This window comes from Massilia sp. BSC265 (assembly GCF_000740675.1).
Classification (GTDB): Bacteria; Pseudomonadota; Gammaproteobacteria; order Burkholderiales; family Burkholderiaceae_D; genus Telluria.
This window is the reverse complement of the sequence record NZ_JPXI01000022.1, coordinates 48,659-65,640: the sequence shown is the minus strand read 5'-3', so window position 1 is coordinate 65,640 and position 16,982 is coordinate 48,659. Positions and strand designations below refer to the sequence as shown.

At 69.1% G+C, this 16,982-nt stretch carries 7 protein-coding genes; 2 read left to right on the top strand and 5 right to left on the bottom strand.

Features of this window, described 5'->3' with window-relative positions:
* Positions 1–53: 53 nt before the first annotated feature.
* Positions 54–1,625, top strand: a complete 1,572-nt coding sequence (locus MA09_RS03725; RefSeq protein WP_036245588.1) for a S1C family serine protease — start codon at positions 54–56, stop codon at positions 1,623–1,625.
* 95 nt (positions 1,626–1,720) lie between these two features.
* On the opposite strand, the gene MA09_RS03720 is transcribed toward MA09_RS03725, so the two are convergent.
* Both MA09_RS03720 and MA09_RS03715 read right to left on the bottom strand, forming a co-directional pair.
* The gene (locus MA09_RS03720) at positions 1,721–3,334 is read right to left on the bottom strand and encodes a serine hydrolase (RefSeq protein ID WP_081897407.1); all 1,614 of its coding nucleotides are present in this window, start codon (positions 3,332–3,334) and stop codon (positions 1,721–1,723) included.
* Positions 3,335–3,362: 28 nt separating this feature from the next.
* The gene (locus MA09_RS03715; protein WP_036245586.1) at positions 3,363–5,216 is read right to left on the bottom strand and encodes a M1 family metallopeptidase; all 1,854 of its coding nucleotides are present in this window, start codon (positions 5,214–5,216) and stop codon (positions 3,363–3,365) included.
* Between the two features lie 131 nt (positions 5,217–5,347).
* On the opposite strand from MA09_RS03715, the gene MA09_RS03710 reads away from it, so the two are divergent.
* The gene (locus tag MA09_RS03710) at positions 5,348–5,926 is read left to right on the top strand and encodes a TMEM165/GDT1 family protein (RefSeq protein ID WP_036245585.1); all 579 of its coding nucleotides are present in this window, start codon (positions 5,348–5,350) and stop codon (positions 5,924–5,926) included.
* A 117-nt stretch (positions 5,927–6,043) separates the two neighbouring features.
* On the opposite strand, the gene MA09_RS03705 is transcribed toward MA09_RS03710, so the two are convergent.
* From MA09_RS03705 to MA09_RS03695, 3 genes are all read right to left on the bottom strand, one after another.
* On the bottom strand, positions 6,044–7,702 hold the full coding sequence (locus tag MA09_RS03705; protein ID WP_036245584.1) for a CehA/McbA family metallohydrolase: 1,659 nt from the start codon (positions 7,700–7,702) through the stop codon (positions 6,044–6,046).
* Between the two features lie 128 nt (positions 7,703–7,830).
* A complete protein-coding gene (locus MA09_RS03700; RefSeq protein ID WP_036245583.1) occupies positions 7,831–8,697 on the bottom strand; it encodes a hypothetical protein in 867 nt (288 codons plus the stop codon).
* Positions 8,694–16,853 carry a GH36-type glycosyl hydrolase domain-containing protein gene (locus MA09_RS03695; protein WP_152594548.1) on the bottom strand — a complete coding sequence of 2,720 codons (8,160 nt, stop codon included), beginning with the start codon at positions 16,851–16,853 and terminating at the stop codon, positions 8,694–8,696. The genes MA09_RS03700 and MA09_RS03695 overlap by 4 nt, the downstream gene beginning before the upstream one ends.
* Between the last annotated feature and the right edge of the window lie 129 nt (positions 16,854–16,982).

Genomic DNA, 16,982 nt, shown 5'->3' with positions numbered 1-16,982 from the left:
CTTGCGATTTGTATCACAAGATTATTCGCACTGTTCGACCACCGAAGGAATCCATGAAAATCGCACGCCTCGCCGCCGCCGTGGCATTCGCCCTGAGCGGCTTCGTCCACGCACAGGACACTTCCCCGCCTCCAGCGCCGACCCCATCGACTCCGCCGTCGACGGCCGTCGCCACCCCGTCCGCCACCAAGGCCCCGGCCCTGCCGGCGGTCGAGAACTCGGTGGTCAAGATCTTCGCCACCGTGCGCCGTCCGGACCCGTACAAGCCCTGGACCAAGGCCTCTCCTAACGACGTGACCGGCTCGGGCGTCATCATCGAGGGCAAGCGCATCCTGACCAATGCCCACGTGGTGGCCTACGCCAGCCAGGTCGAGGTGCAGGCCAGCCAGTCGGGCGACCGGGTGCCGGCCAAGGTGATCGCGCTGGCGCGCGGCCTGGACCTGGCGGTGCTGGAGCTGGAAGACCCGTCCTTCTTCGACAAGCGTCCGCCGGTGCAGCGCGCCGCCGTGCTGCCGGACGTACGCGAGGCGGTCTTCGCCTATGGCTACCCGGTGGGCGGCAATTCGCTGTCGACCACCCGCGGCATCGTCTCGCGCGTGGAGTTCGTCGGCTACGGCTCGTTCAGCTCGGGCCTGCGCATCCAGATCGACGCGCCGATCAACCCGGGCAACAGCGGCGGCCCGGTGATCGCAGGCGACAAGATGATCGGCCTGGCCTTCTCGATGGCGGCCAATGCCCAGAACATCGGCTACGTGATCCCGAACGAAGAGATCGAGCTGTTCCTGAAGGACGTGGCGGACGGCCGCTACGACGGCAAGCCGCTGCTGCACGACAGCGTCCAGAACCTCGAGAACCCGGCGCTGCGCCAGTTCCTGAAGCTCGACAGGTCGGTGGAAGGCGCGCTGGTGCACCGTCCGTACAAAACCGATGCCAGCTGGCCGCTGAAGGAAGGCGACATCATCACCCACATCGGCGAGCACCCGATCGACAACCAGGGCATGGTGAAGCTGGGCTCGAACCTGCGCGTGCGCTTCCAGTACCGCATCCAGCAGGTGGCGCAGAACGGCAAGGTGCCGATGACGATCATCCGCGGCGGCAAGCCGATGAAGGTCGAGGTACCGACCAGCGGCCCGCGTCCGCTGCTGATTCCCGACCTGAACGGCGGCTACCCCTCCTACTTCGTCTACGGCCCGGTGGTGTTCACCCGTGCGACCAGCGAATTCGCATCCTTCCTGGTGGCGAATGCGGCTGCAGCGAACGCTTACGCGTTCAACGACAGCCCCCTGATGACGCGCCGCGGCGATTCGCCGGACGCGGCGCGCGAGGAGCTGGTGGTGATCAGCGGCCCGTTCTTCCCGCACCCGCTGGTACGCGGCTACAACAACCGTTTCGGTTCGGTGGTCGATACGGTGAACGGCGTCAAGATCCGCAGCCTGGCCCACCTGGTGGCGACGCTGCGCGACCTGAAGGACGAGCACGTCGTGTTCAAGTTCGACCAGCGCTATGGCGAGAACATGATCCTGCCGCGCAAGGCGACGCTGGATGCGACCGAGGCGATCCTGTCGGATAACGGGATCCGGACGCAGGGGTCGGAGGATATGATGAAGGTGTGGAACGGGAAGTAAAACGTTTCGATATCTCTACGTGTAGCCGCCCACCCTACAGGAATCGCATCGTAGGGTGGGCGGGTCTCCCGCCCACGCGGTCAGCAGGCAGTAGATCAGACCTTCCTGTCCTTCTTCACCGGCACGAACAGCAGATCCTGGAAGTCATAGCTGAAGTCCGTCTCCGTCGACACCGGCTTCATGCGCACCCGCTCGATGCTGCCGTCGTGGTCCAGCGAGAAGGTCACGTAGGCGTCCGCATTGAAGTTGCGCTCCTTCCAGCGCACGATGAAGGTGTCGTGCTGGAAGTGCTCCATCTCACCGGTCAGGTCCGGCGTCTTCGCGAACGACATCACCAGCTTGTTGTTCACGCGCTTGATGTTCGCCTTGCCGTACCACGGATCCTCATACTCGCCCTCGTACGAGGCCAGCGGCAGCGACGGTTTCGACGTCGCCGCGCGGGTGGCGGATTCGCTCTTGATGCGGGCTTGTTCCTTGGCCTGGTTCTCGCGGTCGATGTCCGCGATGCGGCCGATCCAATCGGTCGGCGCCGCGCCCAGGTGCTGGTCGAGCAGGCGGTACTGCAGCGCGTTCAGCGAGGGGCTGCTTTCCGCGTTGGTAAAGATCGCGATGCCCAGCTTCGCTTCCGGCACCAGCAGCACGCGGGTATAGAAGCCCTGCAGGGCGCCGCCGTGCATCGCCACCAGCTTGCCCTGGTAATCGCGCAGCTGGAAGCCCAGGCCGTAGGCGTAGAAGTTCGGCTTGGTGGCGGCCAGCGGCGGACGCGGCGTGCTGATCGTCATCGGGGTCTGGGCAGTCCACATCTCGCGCGCCTGCTTGTCCGACCACAGGCGCACTTCCTTGCCGGATGCATCCTTGCCCACCCGGCCGCCATCCAGCAGCACCTGCATCCAGCGTGCGATGTCCTCGGCGCTGGTGTTGATGCCCACCGCACCATCCGCATTCGGCACCGGCATGGCCTTGACCGGCACCGCCTTGCCGTTGATCTTGCTGTGCGGCGCCGAGACGTTCGTGAACTTCGCGTTTTCGACAAGGCTGGTGGTGGTGTTGGTCATGCCCACCGGCTTGAGGATCCACTCGTGCATGGTCTCGCCCCAGGTCTTGCCCGACTTGGTGGCGATGATCTTGCCGGCGACGATGTACAGCAGGTTGTCGTAGGCGTAGGCGCTGCGGAAGCTGGTGGCCGGCTTGATGTAGCGGAGGTTGTGGATGATCTCGTCGGTGGTGAAGGTGGTGGTCGGCCACCACATCAGGTCACCCGCGCCCAGGCCCAGGCCGCTGCGGTGCACCAGCAGGTCGCGGATGGTCATCTCGGCGGTGACGTAGGCGTCGTACATGCGGAAGTCCGGCAGGTGCTTGATCACCGGGTCATCCCAGCCCAGCTTGCCCTGGTCGACCAGCATGGCCAGCGCGGCAGCAGTAAAGGCCTTGGAATTCGAGGCGATCTCGAAGATGGTCTTGCCGTCGACCTTGGCCGGCTCGCCGCGCTTGCGCACGCCGAAGCCTTCGGAGGCCAGAACCTTGCCGTCCTTGACCACGGCAATGGCGATGCCCGGCACGTCGAATTCCTTCATGACGCGCTCGACGTCGGCGCGCAGGTCGTAGGCAGGCGCCACGGCGGCGCTGGAAGGCGCTGCGTCCTGGGCAAACACGGCGCCGGTGGCGGAAGCGGTCAGCGCGATCAGGGCCGCGGCTGCGATGCGATTCATGGCAAACACTCTGTTCATCCCCTATCTGTTATTTGGTCATCTGCTTGTCGACGCTGCCCTGCGTCTCCGGGTGGTAACGCTCGCGCGCAGCTTTATACACACGCTCGGCCCAGGCCCGGTCTTCGGCGTTGGCGCGCAGGGCGCCGTACAGCGGCACCACGAACTTCTGGCGGCCCACACTCATCAGGAAGGCTTCCAGATCCGGGCGGATGCCGCGATAGCCGGCGTGCACCGAGGCGCGGTAGAAGCGGAAGGCCACTTCGTTGTTGCCGGTCTTGGCCAGGCCGAAGGCCTTGTCCAGTTCTTCCAGCTTGGCGGCGTTGGCCTTGTTGTCGATGTCGTTCAGGAACTTCATCCACTCGGCGGCATTCCACTCCTTGGCAGGCAGCTGCGCGGTCTTGATGTCGCCCTTGAGCCAGCGGGCGGTGGTGTCGTTCAGCTTGGCCAGGCGAGCCGAGACCGCCTTCTGTGCGGTGGCCGGGATGCCCGGACCGTACAGCCACTCATCCAGCTCGGCGTCGCTCATGATCTTCGGGTTCTTCGCCAGCAGGTTCGCACGCAGGAAAGCGACGAACTGGTCGGTGGTCACGCTCTGGAAGGCGTGCTGGTCGAACCAGCCGCGCAGGAAGGCATCGAAAGCGGCGCGGCCGGCGCGCTGCTCCAGGGTGCGCAGGAACCAGGCGCCCTTCGGATAGGCCAAGCCTTCGTCGGTGTAGTGCTCGGAACTGGTGTCCGGATGGCGGGTGACGAGCGCCTGCTTCTCTTTCGGGATGCTATTCAACGAGTCGAGCGCTTCTTCCTGCTCGAGCTGCAGGTTCATGGTCGCCACCTCCTCGCCGTACATCTTCTCGAGGATGCGGGTGGTGACGTAGGTGGTGAAGCCTTCGTTGAGCCACCAGTGCTTCCACGAGGCGTTGGTTACCAGGTTGCCCGACCAGCTGTGGGCCAGCTCGTGCGAGACCAGGTCGACCAGGCTGCGGTCGCCCGCGATCATGGTCGGGGTCAGGAAGGTCAGGCGCGGGTTTTCCATGCCGCCGATCGGGAAGGACGGCGGCAGCACCAGCATGTCGTAGCGTCCCCAGCGATACGGGCCGTACAGCGATTCGGCCGCGGCCACCATCTTCTCGGTGTCGGCCAGCTCGTATTCGGCGGCCTTGATGCGCATCGGCTCGGCGTAGACGCCGGTGCGCGGGCCCAGGGTGCGCGCTTCCAGCTCGCCGATGCCGATCGCGATCAGGTAGGACGGCACCGGCTGCGGCATGGTGAACTTCCAGCCGCCCTTGCCGGTGGCCTTGGGGTCGTTATCGGCGCTCATCACGACGCGCATGCCCTCCGGGGCCTGGATCCGTGCGGTATAGGTGAAGCGCACCGCCGGGGTGTCCTGGATCGGCACGAAGGAGCGCGCGGCGATCGGCTGCGACTGGCTGAACATGAAGGGGTACTTGCCCGACATGGTCTGCTTGGGCGTGAGCCACTGCAGCGCCGGCGCGGTGGGCGCGGTCTGGTAGTGGATGCGGACCTTGGCCGGCTGGCCGGGCAGCGCGATCTGCAGGGCCTGGCCTTTTTCGGTATCCAGCTTGCCGAGGATGTACTTGACAGGCTTCCAGGCGCCTTTCGCGTCCTGCGCCTCGATCTTGGAGATGTTCAGCTCGCGGGTGTCGAGGTCCAGCGTGGCGGCCGACTTGTCGATCCAGTTCAGGGTCAGGTCGGCGTAGCCGGCCAGGGTCTTGCGCGTGAAGTCGGCTTTCAGGTCCAGGTGCAGGGCCGTGGTCTTGACCTGGTCGTATTTGGCGTAGCTGAGGGGGTCGAGTGCGAACGCGTAGGCGCTCCACTGGCAAAGGAAGGCGCAGGCCGTGGCGCGCAGCAGGGTGCTTGTCTTCATGGTCTCTCGCGTGGAAGGAAGCGGGCAGAATAGCATCTTCATTCGTGGCCGGAAAGCACCCGCATGGGGCTGGCGCGCGCTGTATGCACAGACGGCTCTGCTATGATCGAGACTTTCGTACCCGCCGCTTCATGGACGCCTTTCTCGTATCGACCGGCATCGTGGGACTTGCCGAGATCGGCGACAAGACCCAGCTGCTGGCCTTCCTCCTCGCCGCGCGCTTTCGCCGCCCCCTGCCGATCGTGCTCGGCATCTTCGTGGCGACGCTCTTCAACCATGCCTTCGCCGCCGCCGTCGGCGCCCTGGTGGGCGAGCTGCTGGGGCCCGAGGTAATGCGCTGGGTGCTGGGCCTGTCCTTCCTCGCCATGGCGGCATGGATCATGGTTCCCGACAAAGTCGATGCGGACGATGTGCCGCTGGCGCGCTTCGGCGTTTTCGTGACCACCCTGCTCGCCTTCTTCATCGCCGAGATGGGCGACAAGACGCAAGTCGCCACCGTCGCCCTGGCGGCGCGCTACGAATCGATGGCGGCGATCGTCGCCGGCACCACCTTCGGCATGATGCTGGCGAACGTGCCGGCGGTGGTCTTCGGCGAACGGATCGCGAACCGCGTGCCGCTCAAGCTCGTGCACGGGCTGGCGGCGCTGATCTTCGCGGTGCTCGGCGTGGCGACCTTGTTGGGAGCAGGCGAATCCCTCGGATTTCAGTAGGGTGGGCGGGTCCCCCCCGCCCACGCGGTGATAGTTAGCGGAAGAAGGCCGCATCGCGTCCGTGCTACCGCTGGCTGAACGCGTGGGCGGGAAACCCGCCCACCCTACGATCCACGGTTATTCTTGCGTCACCCACACCGGCGCCGACCACAGTACGTTGCCGTCCTCCTGCGTCACCCTCGCATAGTAGAAGTGCTTGCCCGATGCCGGCGTGAAGGTGCTCGTGGCCAGGTTCGAGACCTCGGTGACGGTGCCGTTCCGCCCCGGCACCCCTGCCAAGATCGACACCGCCGCCACCTTCTTGCCTGCGCTGGATGCAAAGTTGGCGCGAAGGGTGAGCGGCCCGCGGTTGGTGAAGCGCTCGCCCATCAGCTTGCCGTTCGCGGTGAGGATCAGCTGCGATCCCTTGTCCATGGTGGCGAACACGCGCCGCGCCTTGAGCGCCGCCACAAAACTGTCGCGCGTCAGGGCCGTCCCGTTGGGCAGCAGGACGCCGGTGCGGTTGGTGTAGGACGCGCCCCAGTTGGCGCAGTGGTTGTCCTGGTTGGTGCTGAAGGCCAGGTGGTAGCCGGCTTCCAGCAGCCGGTTGCAGGCTTGTTCAAAATTGCTGCGACGCGTTTCGGTTTCGGTGTCGTTGGTCGAGAAAGCGGTGCTGTTCATCACCTCGCACAGCACCATCGCCTCGTCGCCATCCGGCGTGTACGCGAGCGGCACGCCGTTCACCTTGAACTGCCCGCTGTGCGCGGGATGGTTGAACTGCCCCACCCAGCCGCGCTGGCGCATCAGGGCGTACAGGGCGCCGTAGTCGCTGCGCGGGGTCGGCGTATCGGCCAGGAGTTCGCCCAGGGCGTTGGTCTCCCAGCCCAGCAGCTCGTCGCTGTTGAAGATGTTGATGTGGCCGCCGTTGTTGATGACGCCCCACTCCATGCCGTACAGCGCGAGGAAGCCCGGCTTGGTGGCATTGAAGGCAGCGGCGCTGGTCAGGCCGGCCTTGTACAGTTCCTTCGCCTTGGCCGGGTCGGCGTTGGGATTGGTGCCGTCCGAGCCGTCATACATGTGGTTGTGCTCCGAGACGGCCAGGATGTCGAGGCCGTGGCCGCGGGCATAGGCGAAGGCCGCTTCGGGTCCGTAGGGCGCCTTGAGCGGATCCTGCGCGCCCTTGCATGCGTCGAGCGCGCCGCCGCCGTCGCTGTGGTTGCTCTGGCTGTGCAGGTTGCCCAGGTAGACCGTGTAAGGCAGCGAGGCCGTGGCGGGGGCCATCGCCGTGCCGGCAGCTGCGGCATCTCGTACGCCCGGCAGCGGGGCAAAGCGCGGCATGCGCTGCCCTGCCGGGGCGCCGACCGCGATCTGCCAGTCCTGCTCGACGGGGTCGTGATGTTCATCGTGTGAGACGCCGCGCAGGACGGCGCGCATGCGCACGCGGTACAGGCCGGCAGGCGCGGGCGTGCCCTTGAGCCGGCCGTCCCAGGCGACCCGGACGGAAGCGGACTCACCGGCGATGGGACTGTCGCCACGCCAGAGCCGGACGACGCGTCCTTCCGCGTTGACCAGCTCCAGCTTCCAGTAGACGGTTCCCGGCTGTTCCAGGCCGGGATAGCTGAAGTTCAGGCTGAAGGCTCGGCGCGCATCCGCCCGGTCGGCCGCCGCCGTGCCCTGGAAGGGCGCGTGCAGGGTGGCTTCGAATTCCTTGTGCTCGGCCGGAGCCGCGGCAGCGCTGTTGCAGCACAGGGCCAGCAACAGCGCACCAATAGTGGGGGGCAAGGTGATGGTTTTCATGATGCAATTTTTGCAATTGCATGGGAAAACACCTTGCGCCAATTTGACTCAAAAATTGTAAATTTATCTACAATTTTTGAGCAAATTCAAGTGCTTTGCGGACTCCTTGAAAGGCTTGGGCAAAAGCCCTAGAAATGAAAATCCGCCCGCACCATCGGGGTACTCGCCCGCTGCCCCGCCCCGCCCGTCGTCCGGCGCGAATTGCCGAACTTGTTGTTCCAGAACTGGTAACCGACGCCGACCCGGATCTTCTTCTTCGCGTAGCCCAGGCGCGGGCCGATGTCAACCATCAGCGCCATGTCGAGGTTGGTCTCGGCGCTGGTCGGGTTGCCGGTCTCGTCCAGCCCCTTCTCGGCGATGAAGTTCAAAAAGCCTTCGAAGGACCAGTGTTCGTTCACCGGAATGCCCCAGCTGGCGCCGAACATCGGGTGCGTCTCGTAGGTATAGCGCCCGCGCACGTTCGAGATCGGCGGGAAGGCGCCGCTCGGCGCGTTCGATTCGCGCAGCCACAGGATGCTGGTGTTCAGGAAGCCCGGCACGTCCCACATCAGGGTGGGGCCGGCCACCAGCATGCGCTTGCGCGAGTTGTAACCGACGTCCTCCTTGTGGTTGACGTCGAAGCCGAGCGTCAGGCCCACGCCCTTGACCTTGCCGAAGCGGATTTCCTGGCCGCGCAGCGCGCCGATGTCGAGCGTGTGGCGGTACAGCAGGTAGGCCTCCGTCGCGCCGCTGCTGCTCCCCAGCGAACGCGGGTCGGTGCTGTCGGACTTGAGCACATCCAGGTTGAGGTAGTTGCTGCCGTATTTGTAGCCGCTGGCGTGGGTGAACGCCACGATGTGCTTCTTGATGTGCTCCGGGTTGAAGGGCTCGGCGAAGCGGGTGCCGTAGCGGTAGCTGACGGCGTTGTCGCTCCAGTCCACCGCGCTTGCCGGCGCGGCGCAGCACAGCAGGGCGGCGCAGGCGGCGCCGGTCCATGTGGTCAATCGTTTGTTCATGTCCTTGTTCCTGACTCATTGTCGTGATGGCCGGCGAACGCGTCTTCCGGCCTGCGTTCCACATACAGTTCCACCTTGTGCTCGCGCCCGTCGTCGACGAGTTCGATCGTCTTTCCCCCCTGCGGCGTGCCGTCCAGCACCAGGAGTTCGCCCGACGCGGCCGGCAAAACCGTCACATGATAACCGGTCCGCCCGTTGCGGTAGCGGAAGCCGATGCTGTCCCAGCCCGCCGGCAGCTGCGGCGCCAGCACCAGGCGGTCGACGGTGCGCTGCAGGCCGAGCAGCCCGTCGGTCAGCAGCATCTGCATCCAGCCGGCGGCCGGCCCGGCTCCTACGGCATCCATCATGAAGTAAGGTGCGCAGGCCGGGCGCACGCGTGTGCCGCTATCCTCCGCAAGCGGGTTCAGGCGACGGGCCAGCTCCCAGGCCGGCGTGCCGGCGCCCTGTCCGGCCAGGGCCAGCGCCGCCCAGGCGGCCGTGCGCAGGTCGTCCGTCTCGGACGTATCCAGTGCGGCGAGCACCGCCTGGACGCGGCCGGGCGCGGCGCCCGCCATGGCGGCCCAGGCCTGGGTGGCGGCGTCGCCTTCGCCATAGGCGGTGCCGTTCCAGCCGTATTCCTCGGCCTGCGCCTTGAGCGCCAGCGCGGCGCCGCGGCAGGTGGTGGCAAAGCCGAAATCGGCGCGACGGTCGGCCACTTCGGCGAAACGTTGCAGCACGCCGGCGAGCAGGAAGGCCAGCCGCACGCTCTCGCCCCTGGCATCCAGTTCTTCTTCGTCCTCGTGCATGCGCGCATCCTGCAGCGGCATGCCGTGCAGCCCGAAGCGCAGGCAGCCGCGCAGGCCGTGCACGCAGTACTGGTACAGGTCGTCGCGCGCCAGGCGCGTGCCGCTGGATGGGTCGCCGCCGGCCGGCTCGCGCAGGATGCCGTAATCTCCGGTCACGCTGGCGTAGCGGTGCAGCGCATAGGGCAGCCACAGGAAGTCTTCCACCATCGCGCCCGCCGCGCCGATGTCCGCGCGCGCAGCGCGCAGCAGCGCATCGCGCAGGACCGCCGGGCTGCCGTGCACCGCCGCCATCGCCCCCTGCAGCTGCTGGGCCGGAGTGCCGCCCATGGCGCAGGCCACCGCGCCGTAGGACAGCCAGCCGTTGGCGAACAGGTCGAAGGCGGCATCCGGCGTGGACACGCGCAGGCTGCCGAGCAGCTCGTCCCAGAAGGCATGCACCTGGCGCAGCGCCAGCGCCGCCGCCTTGGCGCCGCCGTACTGCTGCGCGGCCCGGCTCGCCGCCAGCTGGTCCGGCCCGGCGACGCCGAGCAGGAACACGAGCTCGATGCCGGCGCCGGGCGCCAGCTCCACCCGCGTCTGCAAGGCTGCGCAAGGATCGAGGGCGGCCCCCAGCGTGCCGGCCAGGCCATTGCGCTCCAGCGCCGCCGGCCGCGCCAGGCTGCGGTGGCGGCCGACGAATTCGCGGCGGTCGCCGGTAGCGGCTACCTGGGGCGCATCGAGGTGGAAGAAGCCGACCTTGTCGTTGAAACCGTCGCCGAGGCAGTTTCCAAACGCGTTGCGCGCCACCAGTGCGCCGCTGGCCACGTCGGCGCTGGTCACGACCTGCAGGCCGGGCGTCGCTCTTATATCGTCCATCCACCACTGCACGTAGCCGGTGACGGACAGGCGGCGCGGCGCACTGGAGGTGTTGTGCAGCTTGAGCACTGCGTACTTGAGCGGCGCACCGGGCGCCACGAAGCAGCGCAGTTCGGAGCCGATGCCGTGCGCCACGTGCTCGAACAGGGTGTAGCCAAAGCCGTGGCGCGTCCGATAGGGCTCGCCCGACGGCATCGGCCAGGGCGTCGGCGACCATGCGGCGCCGCTGTCCTCGTCGCGCAGGTAGAAGGCTTCGCCCTGGGGCGCGCTCAAGGCCAGGGTGCGCCGGCCGCACCAGGTGTGGCCTGGGCTTGACTCCGGCAGCACGGCGCCGAACATGCCGTTGGCGAGTACGTTTTCCCATGGCGCCGGCAGCGCCTGGCTGCTCCGGATCACGGCCTCGCGCCCGTCCTGCGAGAAGCCGCCAAAGTCCTTGTCATGGCGAAGCGCCTCGTCATCCGGCAAGCGCGCCTCGCTCGTCCAGGGCGCGGGCTGTTCCTGCCCCACGAAGGGCGTCGGCAGCGCCGGCAATGACGGCGCTGCGCGGCGCAGCTGCTCGAGCAGGCTGCCGCGTTCTCCGAGCAGCAGCACCTGCGCCGCCGCGCGCAGCAGGATACGGTCTTCCTGCGGCACGTCCGCCAACTGGTGGACGTGGATGTCCTCCGCTTCGCGGGGTGCGAGCGCCATGACCTGGTCGAACACGGCGCGGCCCTCGCACAGCACCAGCAGGTCGGCCTCGAAGCCGCGTGCTCGCCAGTAGCCATGCGCCTGGAAAACCTCGCGCGCCAGGCTGCTGTCCGGGCCGGGCTGCAGCACCAGCAGCGGGCGGCTGCCGTCCACGCCATAGGGGCGCAGGGCGGCGCGTCCGCGCACGTTGCGTTCGATGACGCCGGCGTCCGCCCGCAGGCCGGGCACCGGGTCGAGCAGGCAGCCGGCCAGGCGGTTGTAGAGCTGGGCCTGGGCTTCGCTGATGCCTGCGGCACGCAGGAAGGCCTGGCCGTGCGTCCATGCCGCTTCCACGGCCTGTCCCACCGCCTGCGTTCCGGCGTAGCGCGCAGCCAGCTCGCGCGCGGTAGCCGGCGTCGGGGCGACGCCCAGCATCAGCTCGATGCTGACCTCCTGCTCCGGCGCCAGCGTGATGCTGCGGCGGATTGCCAGCGCGGGCTGGGATGCCTGTACCCCATCGTCAAGTGGCGGCATAGGGCCCGCCGGGTCGTGGCAGCTGCCGCTGTACTCCGGCGCGCCGGCGTCGCCGCGCACCGCCATCAGGTGCAGGACGGTCGGGGCGCCCGGCCCCAGGGTGCAGAGCATGGCCTGGGTCGGTGCGTCGATGCGCAGTTGCGGTGCAGCCCCTTCGGGCGCGAGCAGCGCTACCTGGCTCGTCACTTCCAGCGTGCGTGCCGCAGTTCCCTTGTTGCGGATGCGGATGTGGCGCAGCTCGATGTCGTCCTCGGGCGCCACCACCACCTCGCTCAGGATCGCCAGTCCGCGCTCTTCGCGGCGGAAGCTGGCGCGCCCTTCCGCGAACACCGCCTCGTAGCGTTCCGGCTCGCCGTAGAGCGGCGCCAGCGTGGGCGACCAGAGTTCACCGGATGCGCCGTCGCGCAGCACGCAGGCAAGGCCGCCGCGCGCGCCGAGCGGGTCCGGCTGCCAGCGGCTCAGGAGCAGTTCGCCCCAGCGGCTGTAGCCGGCGCCAATGCTGTCCACCATCACGTGGTAGCTGCCGTTCGACAGCAGCTGCACATCGGGCATGGCGGCGTCGGCCCGGTCGATGACCCGTCCCTGGGCGGGGCCGGCGTGCCGATGCGCCCTGTCGTCCGTTGCGTCCCTTGCCCGGGCCAATGCGCCGCAGGCCGGCAGCGGTTCCTGCAGCAGCGGCAGGGCCGCCCGCAGCTCCGGGTCGAGGCTGAAGCGGCGCTGCATCGGCGCCCCGTGGAGCACTTGGAGCAGCGCGAGCAGGCCCATGCCCTGGTGACGGGTGGCGACGGCGCGCACCACGTGGCGGCGTTCGCCGTGCGGCAGCCTGCCGGGGGTGTGGTCGACCGCATCGAAGAAGCCGTAGTCGCCGGCCAGGCCATCCTGCGCCATGCGCTCGAGGTTGGCCAACGCGAGGGCCGGCGCCACCGGCAATGCCAGCAGTGCCGCATAGGGCGCCGCCACCAGGCCGGCATCGAGGCTGCGCTCCAGGCTCGCCGCGGGAATGCCGAAGCGTCCGGACTGGAACAGCAGCTGGGCATCGACCGCGTTGCAGCTCGACTCCGAAAAGCCCCAGGGCATGTCGTGGCGCGCGCCATGTGCCGCCTGTGCCCGCACGGCGGCGCGGCCGGCATGGTCGAGCAGGGTTTCGCGCCACGTCGGCATCAGGAGCTGCGGCGCCAGGTAGTCCGACAGGCTGCCGGTACGCGACAGCAGCAGTTGTTCCGGTCCGGCGATGCGCAGCGGACGTCCGAGCGCCCACCAGTGGCCCTGGCCGAGCTGGCCCTGCGCCACCGCCAGGAAGCTGGCCATGCGGCTTTCCGCGGCCAGCAGGTCGCAACTGGCCGCATCCAGGCGCCCGTCGCGTCCTTCGCGCACTTGGCAACCGGCGGCCAGCAGGCCGGTGTCGCGGTCGAGCAGCGCGGCGAAATCCATGCCGGCGAAGCTGCGCGCCTGCCCGGCCAGGCGGGCGCACTCCGCGAGCAGCTTTTGCGCGTGCTGGCGTCCCTCGCGCACCAGGCGCGCCAGGCCGTGATGGCTGCCGGGCGGCAGCTCCAGGATCGCCAGCTCGCGCAGCGTCGGGATACGCGTCAGGCTGGCATCAAGCACGTACTCCTGTTCGGCGCGCATCCAGGGCGCCAGCGCCAGCAGCTCGTCCTGCACCGCATGGCATTGTGCGGCCAGGCGTGCCGCCCAGTCGCGCAGCGCGGCATCGACCGTCTCCGGCAGGCCGGCTTCCAGCGCATCGGCCGCGGCCGTCACGTGACGCAGGCACTCGGACAGGCCGGGCAAGGTATCGGCCGCGCGGCAGCGCTGCGGGTCGAGCGCGCGCCAAGCGGCGGCCACCAGTTCGCGCACGCCCTGCGCCTGGTGCTGGGCCAGCTCGTCGATCACGTGCAGTGCCGCACGGATCCCGTCCAGTGCCCGCGGCCCGGAGATCGGCGCATCCGGCAGTTCGTCCAGCCCGGCGGCCAGCGTGCGCATGCCGAGCGCCAGCCAGCCGCTGTCACGGGTAGACACAAACGCCGGCTCGACGGGGGCCAGGGTGGTGTTGTCGTAGGCGGCCAGGAAATGGCCCTTCCAGCGCTCGAGCAGGGCCATCGAGGCCAGCGAGACATCCAGGCGCCGCAGCAGCTCGCCCGGCGCGATGAAACCGAAATCGCGCGCCGCCAGCGTGGACAGCAGGAAGATCGACATGCCGGCGGGCGTGGTACGGGCGTCCACCAGGGGATGGGGATGTTCCTGCGCGCTTTCCGGGGGCAACCAGTTGTTGGCGGGACCGGCGTGATCCTCGAAAAAACTCCAGCTGCGGCGTGCCAGGCGCTGCAGGCCGACCAGCCGCGCCGCTGGCAGGCGCGGCTGCGCGCGTTGCGGCAGGCTGGTCCACCAGGCCAGCAATGGCGACAGGAACCATACCAGCAGGACCGGTGCGGCCGTGAACAGGGAATACGGGTTGGCAAAGGTCAGCAGCAGGCTTGTCGCCACCGCCAGCGCCGGTGCGAACCACATGGTCAGCCAGTTGTTGGCCACCACCCTGGCCGGGCGCGCCAATGCCGCCGGACGCCATTCCAGCCGGCGCCGGCGCGACACCCGGCTGCGCCAGAGCGCGCGCGCCACGGCATCGAGCTGGCACCAGGCGGCATGCGGCAGGAAGCTGGTGGCCAGCGCCGCGCGCACCAGCGGCACGCGCGCCCCGCGCGCCCAGCTGTCGAGGTGCTGGCGCCAGGGCGCGTCGTGCGGCTTGTCGGCGAGCGCCACCAGGCTGCCCAGCAGGGCCGGCAGGAAGAACACCGACAGCACCACGGCGGTCCAGAACGCCGGCGTCGCCAGCTGGCTCCAGCACAGGACCAGCAGGGCCGCCAGCGCCGGCGCCACCAGGCTGTCGCGCAGGGCATCGAACAACTGCCAGCGGGCCGCGGCGGTCATCGGGTTGGCTTCGGCGGGCTGTCTCTGGCCGCTGCGCTTTCCGCTGCCCTGGCCGCTGTCCAGGCGAACCTTGGGCTTGACCCAGCCGGCCACCTGCCAGGCGGCCCGCACCGCACGGTGGCGGCGCGCGGCATGTTCGCCGTAGCTGCCGGGCAGCGCTTCCGCAAGCCGCACGTCGCAGTCGTTCGCCGCATGCAGGCAGCCTTCATCCACGATGCCCGGCGCCGGCAGCGCGTCGTCCGGCAGGCGGCCGCGCAGCACCCGTTCATAGGCATCGACCTCGTAGATGGCGGACCAGCCGAACATGCCCTGCGCTTCGCACTCGCGCCCCGCCAGGCCTGCGGCCCAGGTGCCGTAGGCTTCGAGCCACATGCGCTGGTAGCGGCAGGCCTGCGGCCCCGGCAGCGCCGCGCCGGTGGCCGGGCGCAGCATGGCGTGGCCTTCGGCCACGCGGGTGGCGCCGGCATCCAGGGCCGGCTGGTTGAGCGGATGGGCCATGGCGCCGACCAGGCGGCGCGCCGCATCGCGCGGCAGGTCGGTGGCGGCATCGAGCGTGATCACGTAACGCATTTCGGCCAGCCCGGCCGTATTGCCGGCTACCGTCGCGAAACGCTCTCGCCCCGTTCCCGCCAGGAAGGCATTCAGGTCGGCCAGCTGGCCGCGGCGCCGCGCCCGCCCGATCCATTCGTGTTCGCCGCTGTTCCAGGTGCGCGGGCGCAGCAAGAGCAGGAAGGGCTCGACGCGGACCCTTTTCGTTGCGGGCTGGCCGTCCTCGTCGAGGGTGGCAAAGGCGTGTTCGCGTGCGTATTTGCGGTTGAGGGCATCGATGGCGGCGGCGACATGCCCCACCAGCGCTTCGTCGCCGGCCATGGTCTCCGCCGGCGCGTCGTAGAGGTCAGCCAGCAGGCAGAAGCGCAGGCGCGGGTCGCGGTTGGCGAGATAACGCACTTCGAGGTCGCGGCACAGCGCATCGGCCTGGGCGCTGTTGACCAGGCGCGCCGACACGGCCACCAGGGCCTGTGCTTCCGCCGGGATGCCGTCGCCGAAATCCATGCGTGGCGTGGGGGACGGCGACGCGAGCCAGCCGGCCATCATGTCGGCCAGCGAACGCGCCAGCCCGCTCGCGCCGATGAGGGCGAGCAGTCCGATGACGGCCTGCAGCCCCAGCCCGGCGCCCTGCTGGCGCGCAGCGATGACGACAGCCAGCGCGAACAGCAGCGTGAACATCCCCATCCCGGCGATACGCGCCGCCAGCGGCGCGTATCGCAGGCGCCGTCCCAGACCTGCCGCCAGGCCGGGTTTCGGCTGCAGCCGTGCTTCGAGTGCCGGCAGGCCGGGGCCGGCGAGGTAGTAGCCGATATGGCGTCGCCGTGCGTCGAGCCCTCCTTCGCTCGGCACGCGGTTCACGCCGGCCAGGCCCAGCGCCTCTTGCGCCACTTCGGTTTCAGGACGGCCGCTGCTGCGCGCCAGCCGTTCGATGGCGAGGCGGTACAGGTCGCGCGTCGGACCGTCCATGCGCGGATAGCTGCCGTCCGGGTCGGCGCGCAGGATGGGCTCGACGGTGCTCGCGCCTTCAGCCAGCAGCCGCCATTCGATCCCGCCAAGCAGGCGCAGGCTGGCCAGGCTGTTCACCACCCGCGTGCTGTCCGCCGCCAAGGTGTCGCGCTCGGCCGCTACCATCTGGCCGATGCTGGAACCTTCGTCCGCCAGGCGCGCGTCGATCCAGGCCAGCGCCTGCGCGACGACCGGGCCCTGCCCCTGCAGGCGGCGCGCCAGTTCCGCCACGAAGCTGCTGCCCATCGGCTCCACCTGCCGCGCCATGTCGGCCACCAGCAGGACCAGGTCGCCGGAGCGGTGCGCGGCCGTGTCGAGCAGCCTGCCGGCCCAGTCGGCGGCAAGGATGCGCTCCTCGCAGGCGCGGGCGGCGCGCACGGCCACCTGGCGCAGGCCGTCGAGCAGCGCCAGGCGCAGGGCTGCTGGGAGCAGGCGCAGTTCGGCCAGTTGCAGCGGCGCCTCCCGCCGGGACGCGTCGAGGAAGCTCGCCAGGCCCTCGCGTTCGATGCGGCCGTCGTCCCGGCTTGCCGCTTCGCGCGCCAGCACGAGGATACGGGCTTCGCCTGCGTGGACCGGCAGCACGCCGCGGTCGTGCAGCAGCTGGCTGCGCGCCTGGCGCAGCTGGGCGTCGACCAGGGGAGTGTTGTCGAGGATGGCGCCGGCGGCGGGCGGAAGCTCGCTGCCGCGCTGGCGAGCGCGGTCGAGCGCATCGCATGCGGCGTCGAATGCGCCGGCGAGTTCGGCAAGCTGCACCCGCAGGCCGGGCGCGCCGTCATCGCGCGCGTCGGTCATGACTGGGGCGCCGCCGGATTCAGCCTTCGGGTTCTTCTTTTGCTTCAACAGGGACCTCGACACAGAGGCGCGCGCTGTCGACCGCTGGCGCTGCGCGCCTGAAGCGAGTCAGTGGGAAGGGAAACGCAGGGCGCGCACGGCCACCGCCATGCTAGAAGAAGCCAGCGGTAGCCACTG

Coding starts and splice junctions, on each gene's coding strand:
- MA09_RS03705 (WP_036245584.1), bottom strand. CDS start 7,702: ATGAAAACCATCACCTTGCCCCCCACTATTGGTGCGCTGTTGCTGGCC.
- MA09_RS03720 (WP_081897407.1), bottom strand. CDS start 3,334: ATGAATCGCATCGCAGCCGCGGCCCTGATCGCGCTGACCGCTTCCGCC.
- MA09_RS03715 (WP_036245586.1), bottom strand. CDS start 5,216: ATGAAGACAAGCACCCTGCTGCGCGCCACGGCCTGCGCCTTCCTTTGC.
- MA09_RS03710 (WP_036245585.1), top strand. CDS start 5,348: ATGGACGCCTTTCTCGTATCGACCGGCATCGTGGGACTTGCCGAGATC.
- MA09_RS03700 (WP_036245583.1), bottom strand. CDS start 8,697: ATGAACAAACGATTGACCACATGGACCGGCGCCGCCTGCGCCGCCCTG.
- MA09_RS03725 (WP_036245588.1), top strand. CDS start 54: ATGAAAATCGCACGCCTCGCCGCCGCCGTGGCATTCGCCCTGAGCGGC.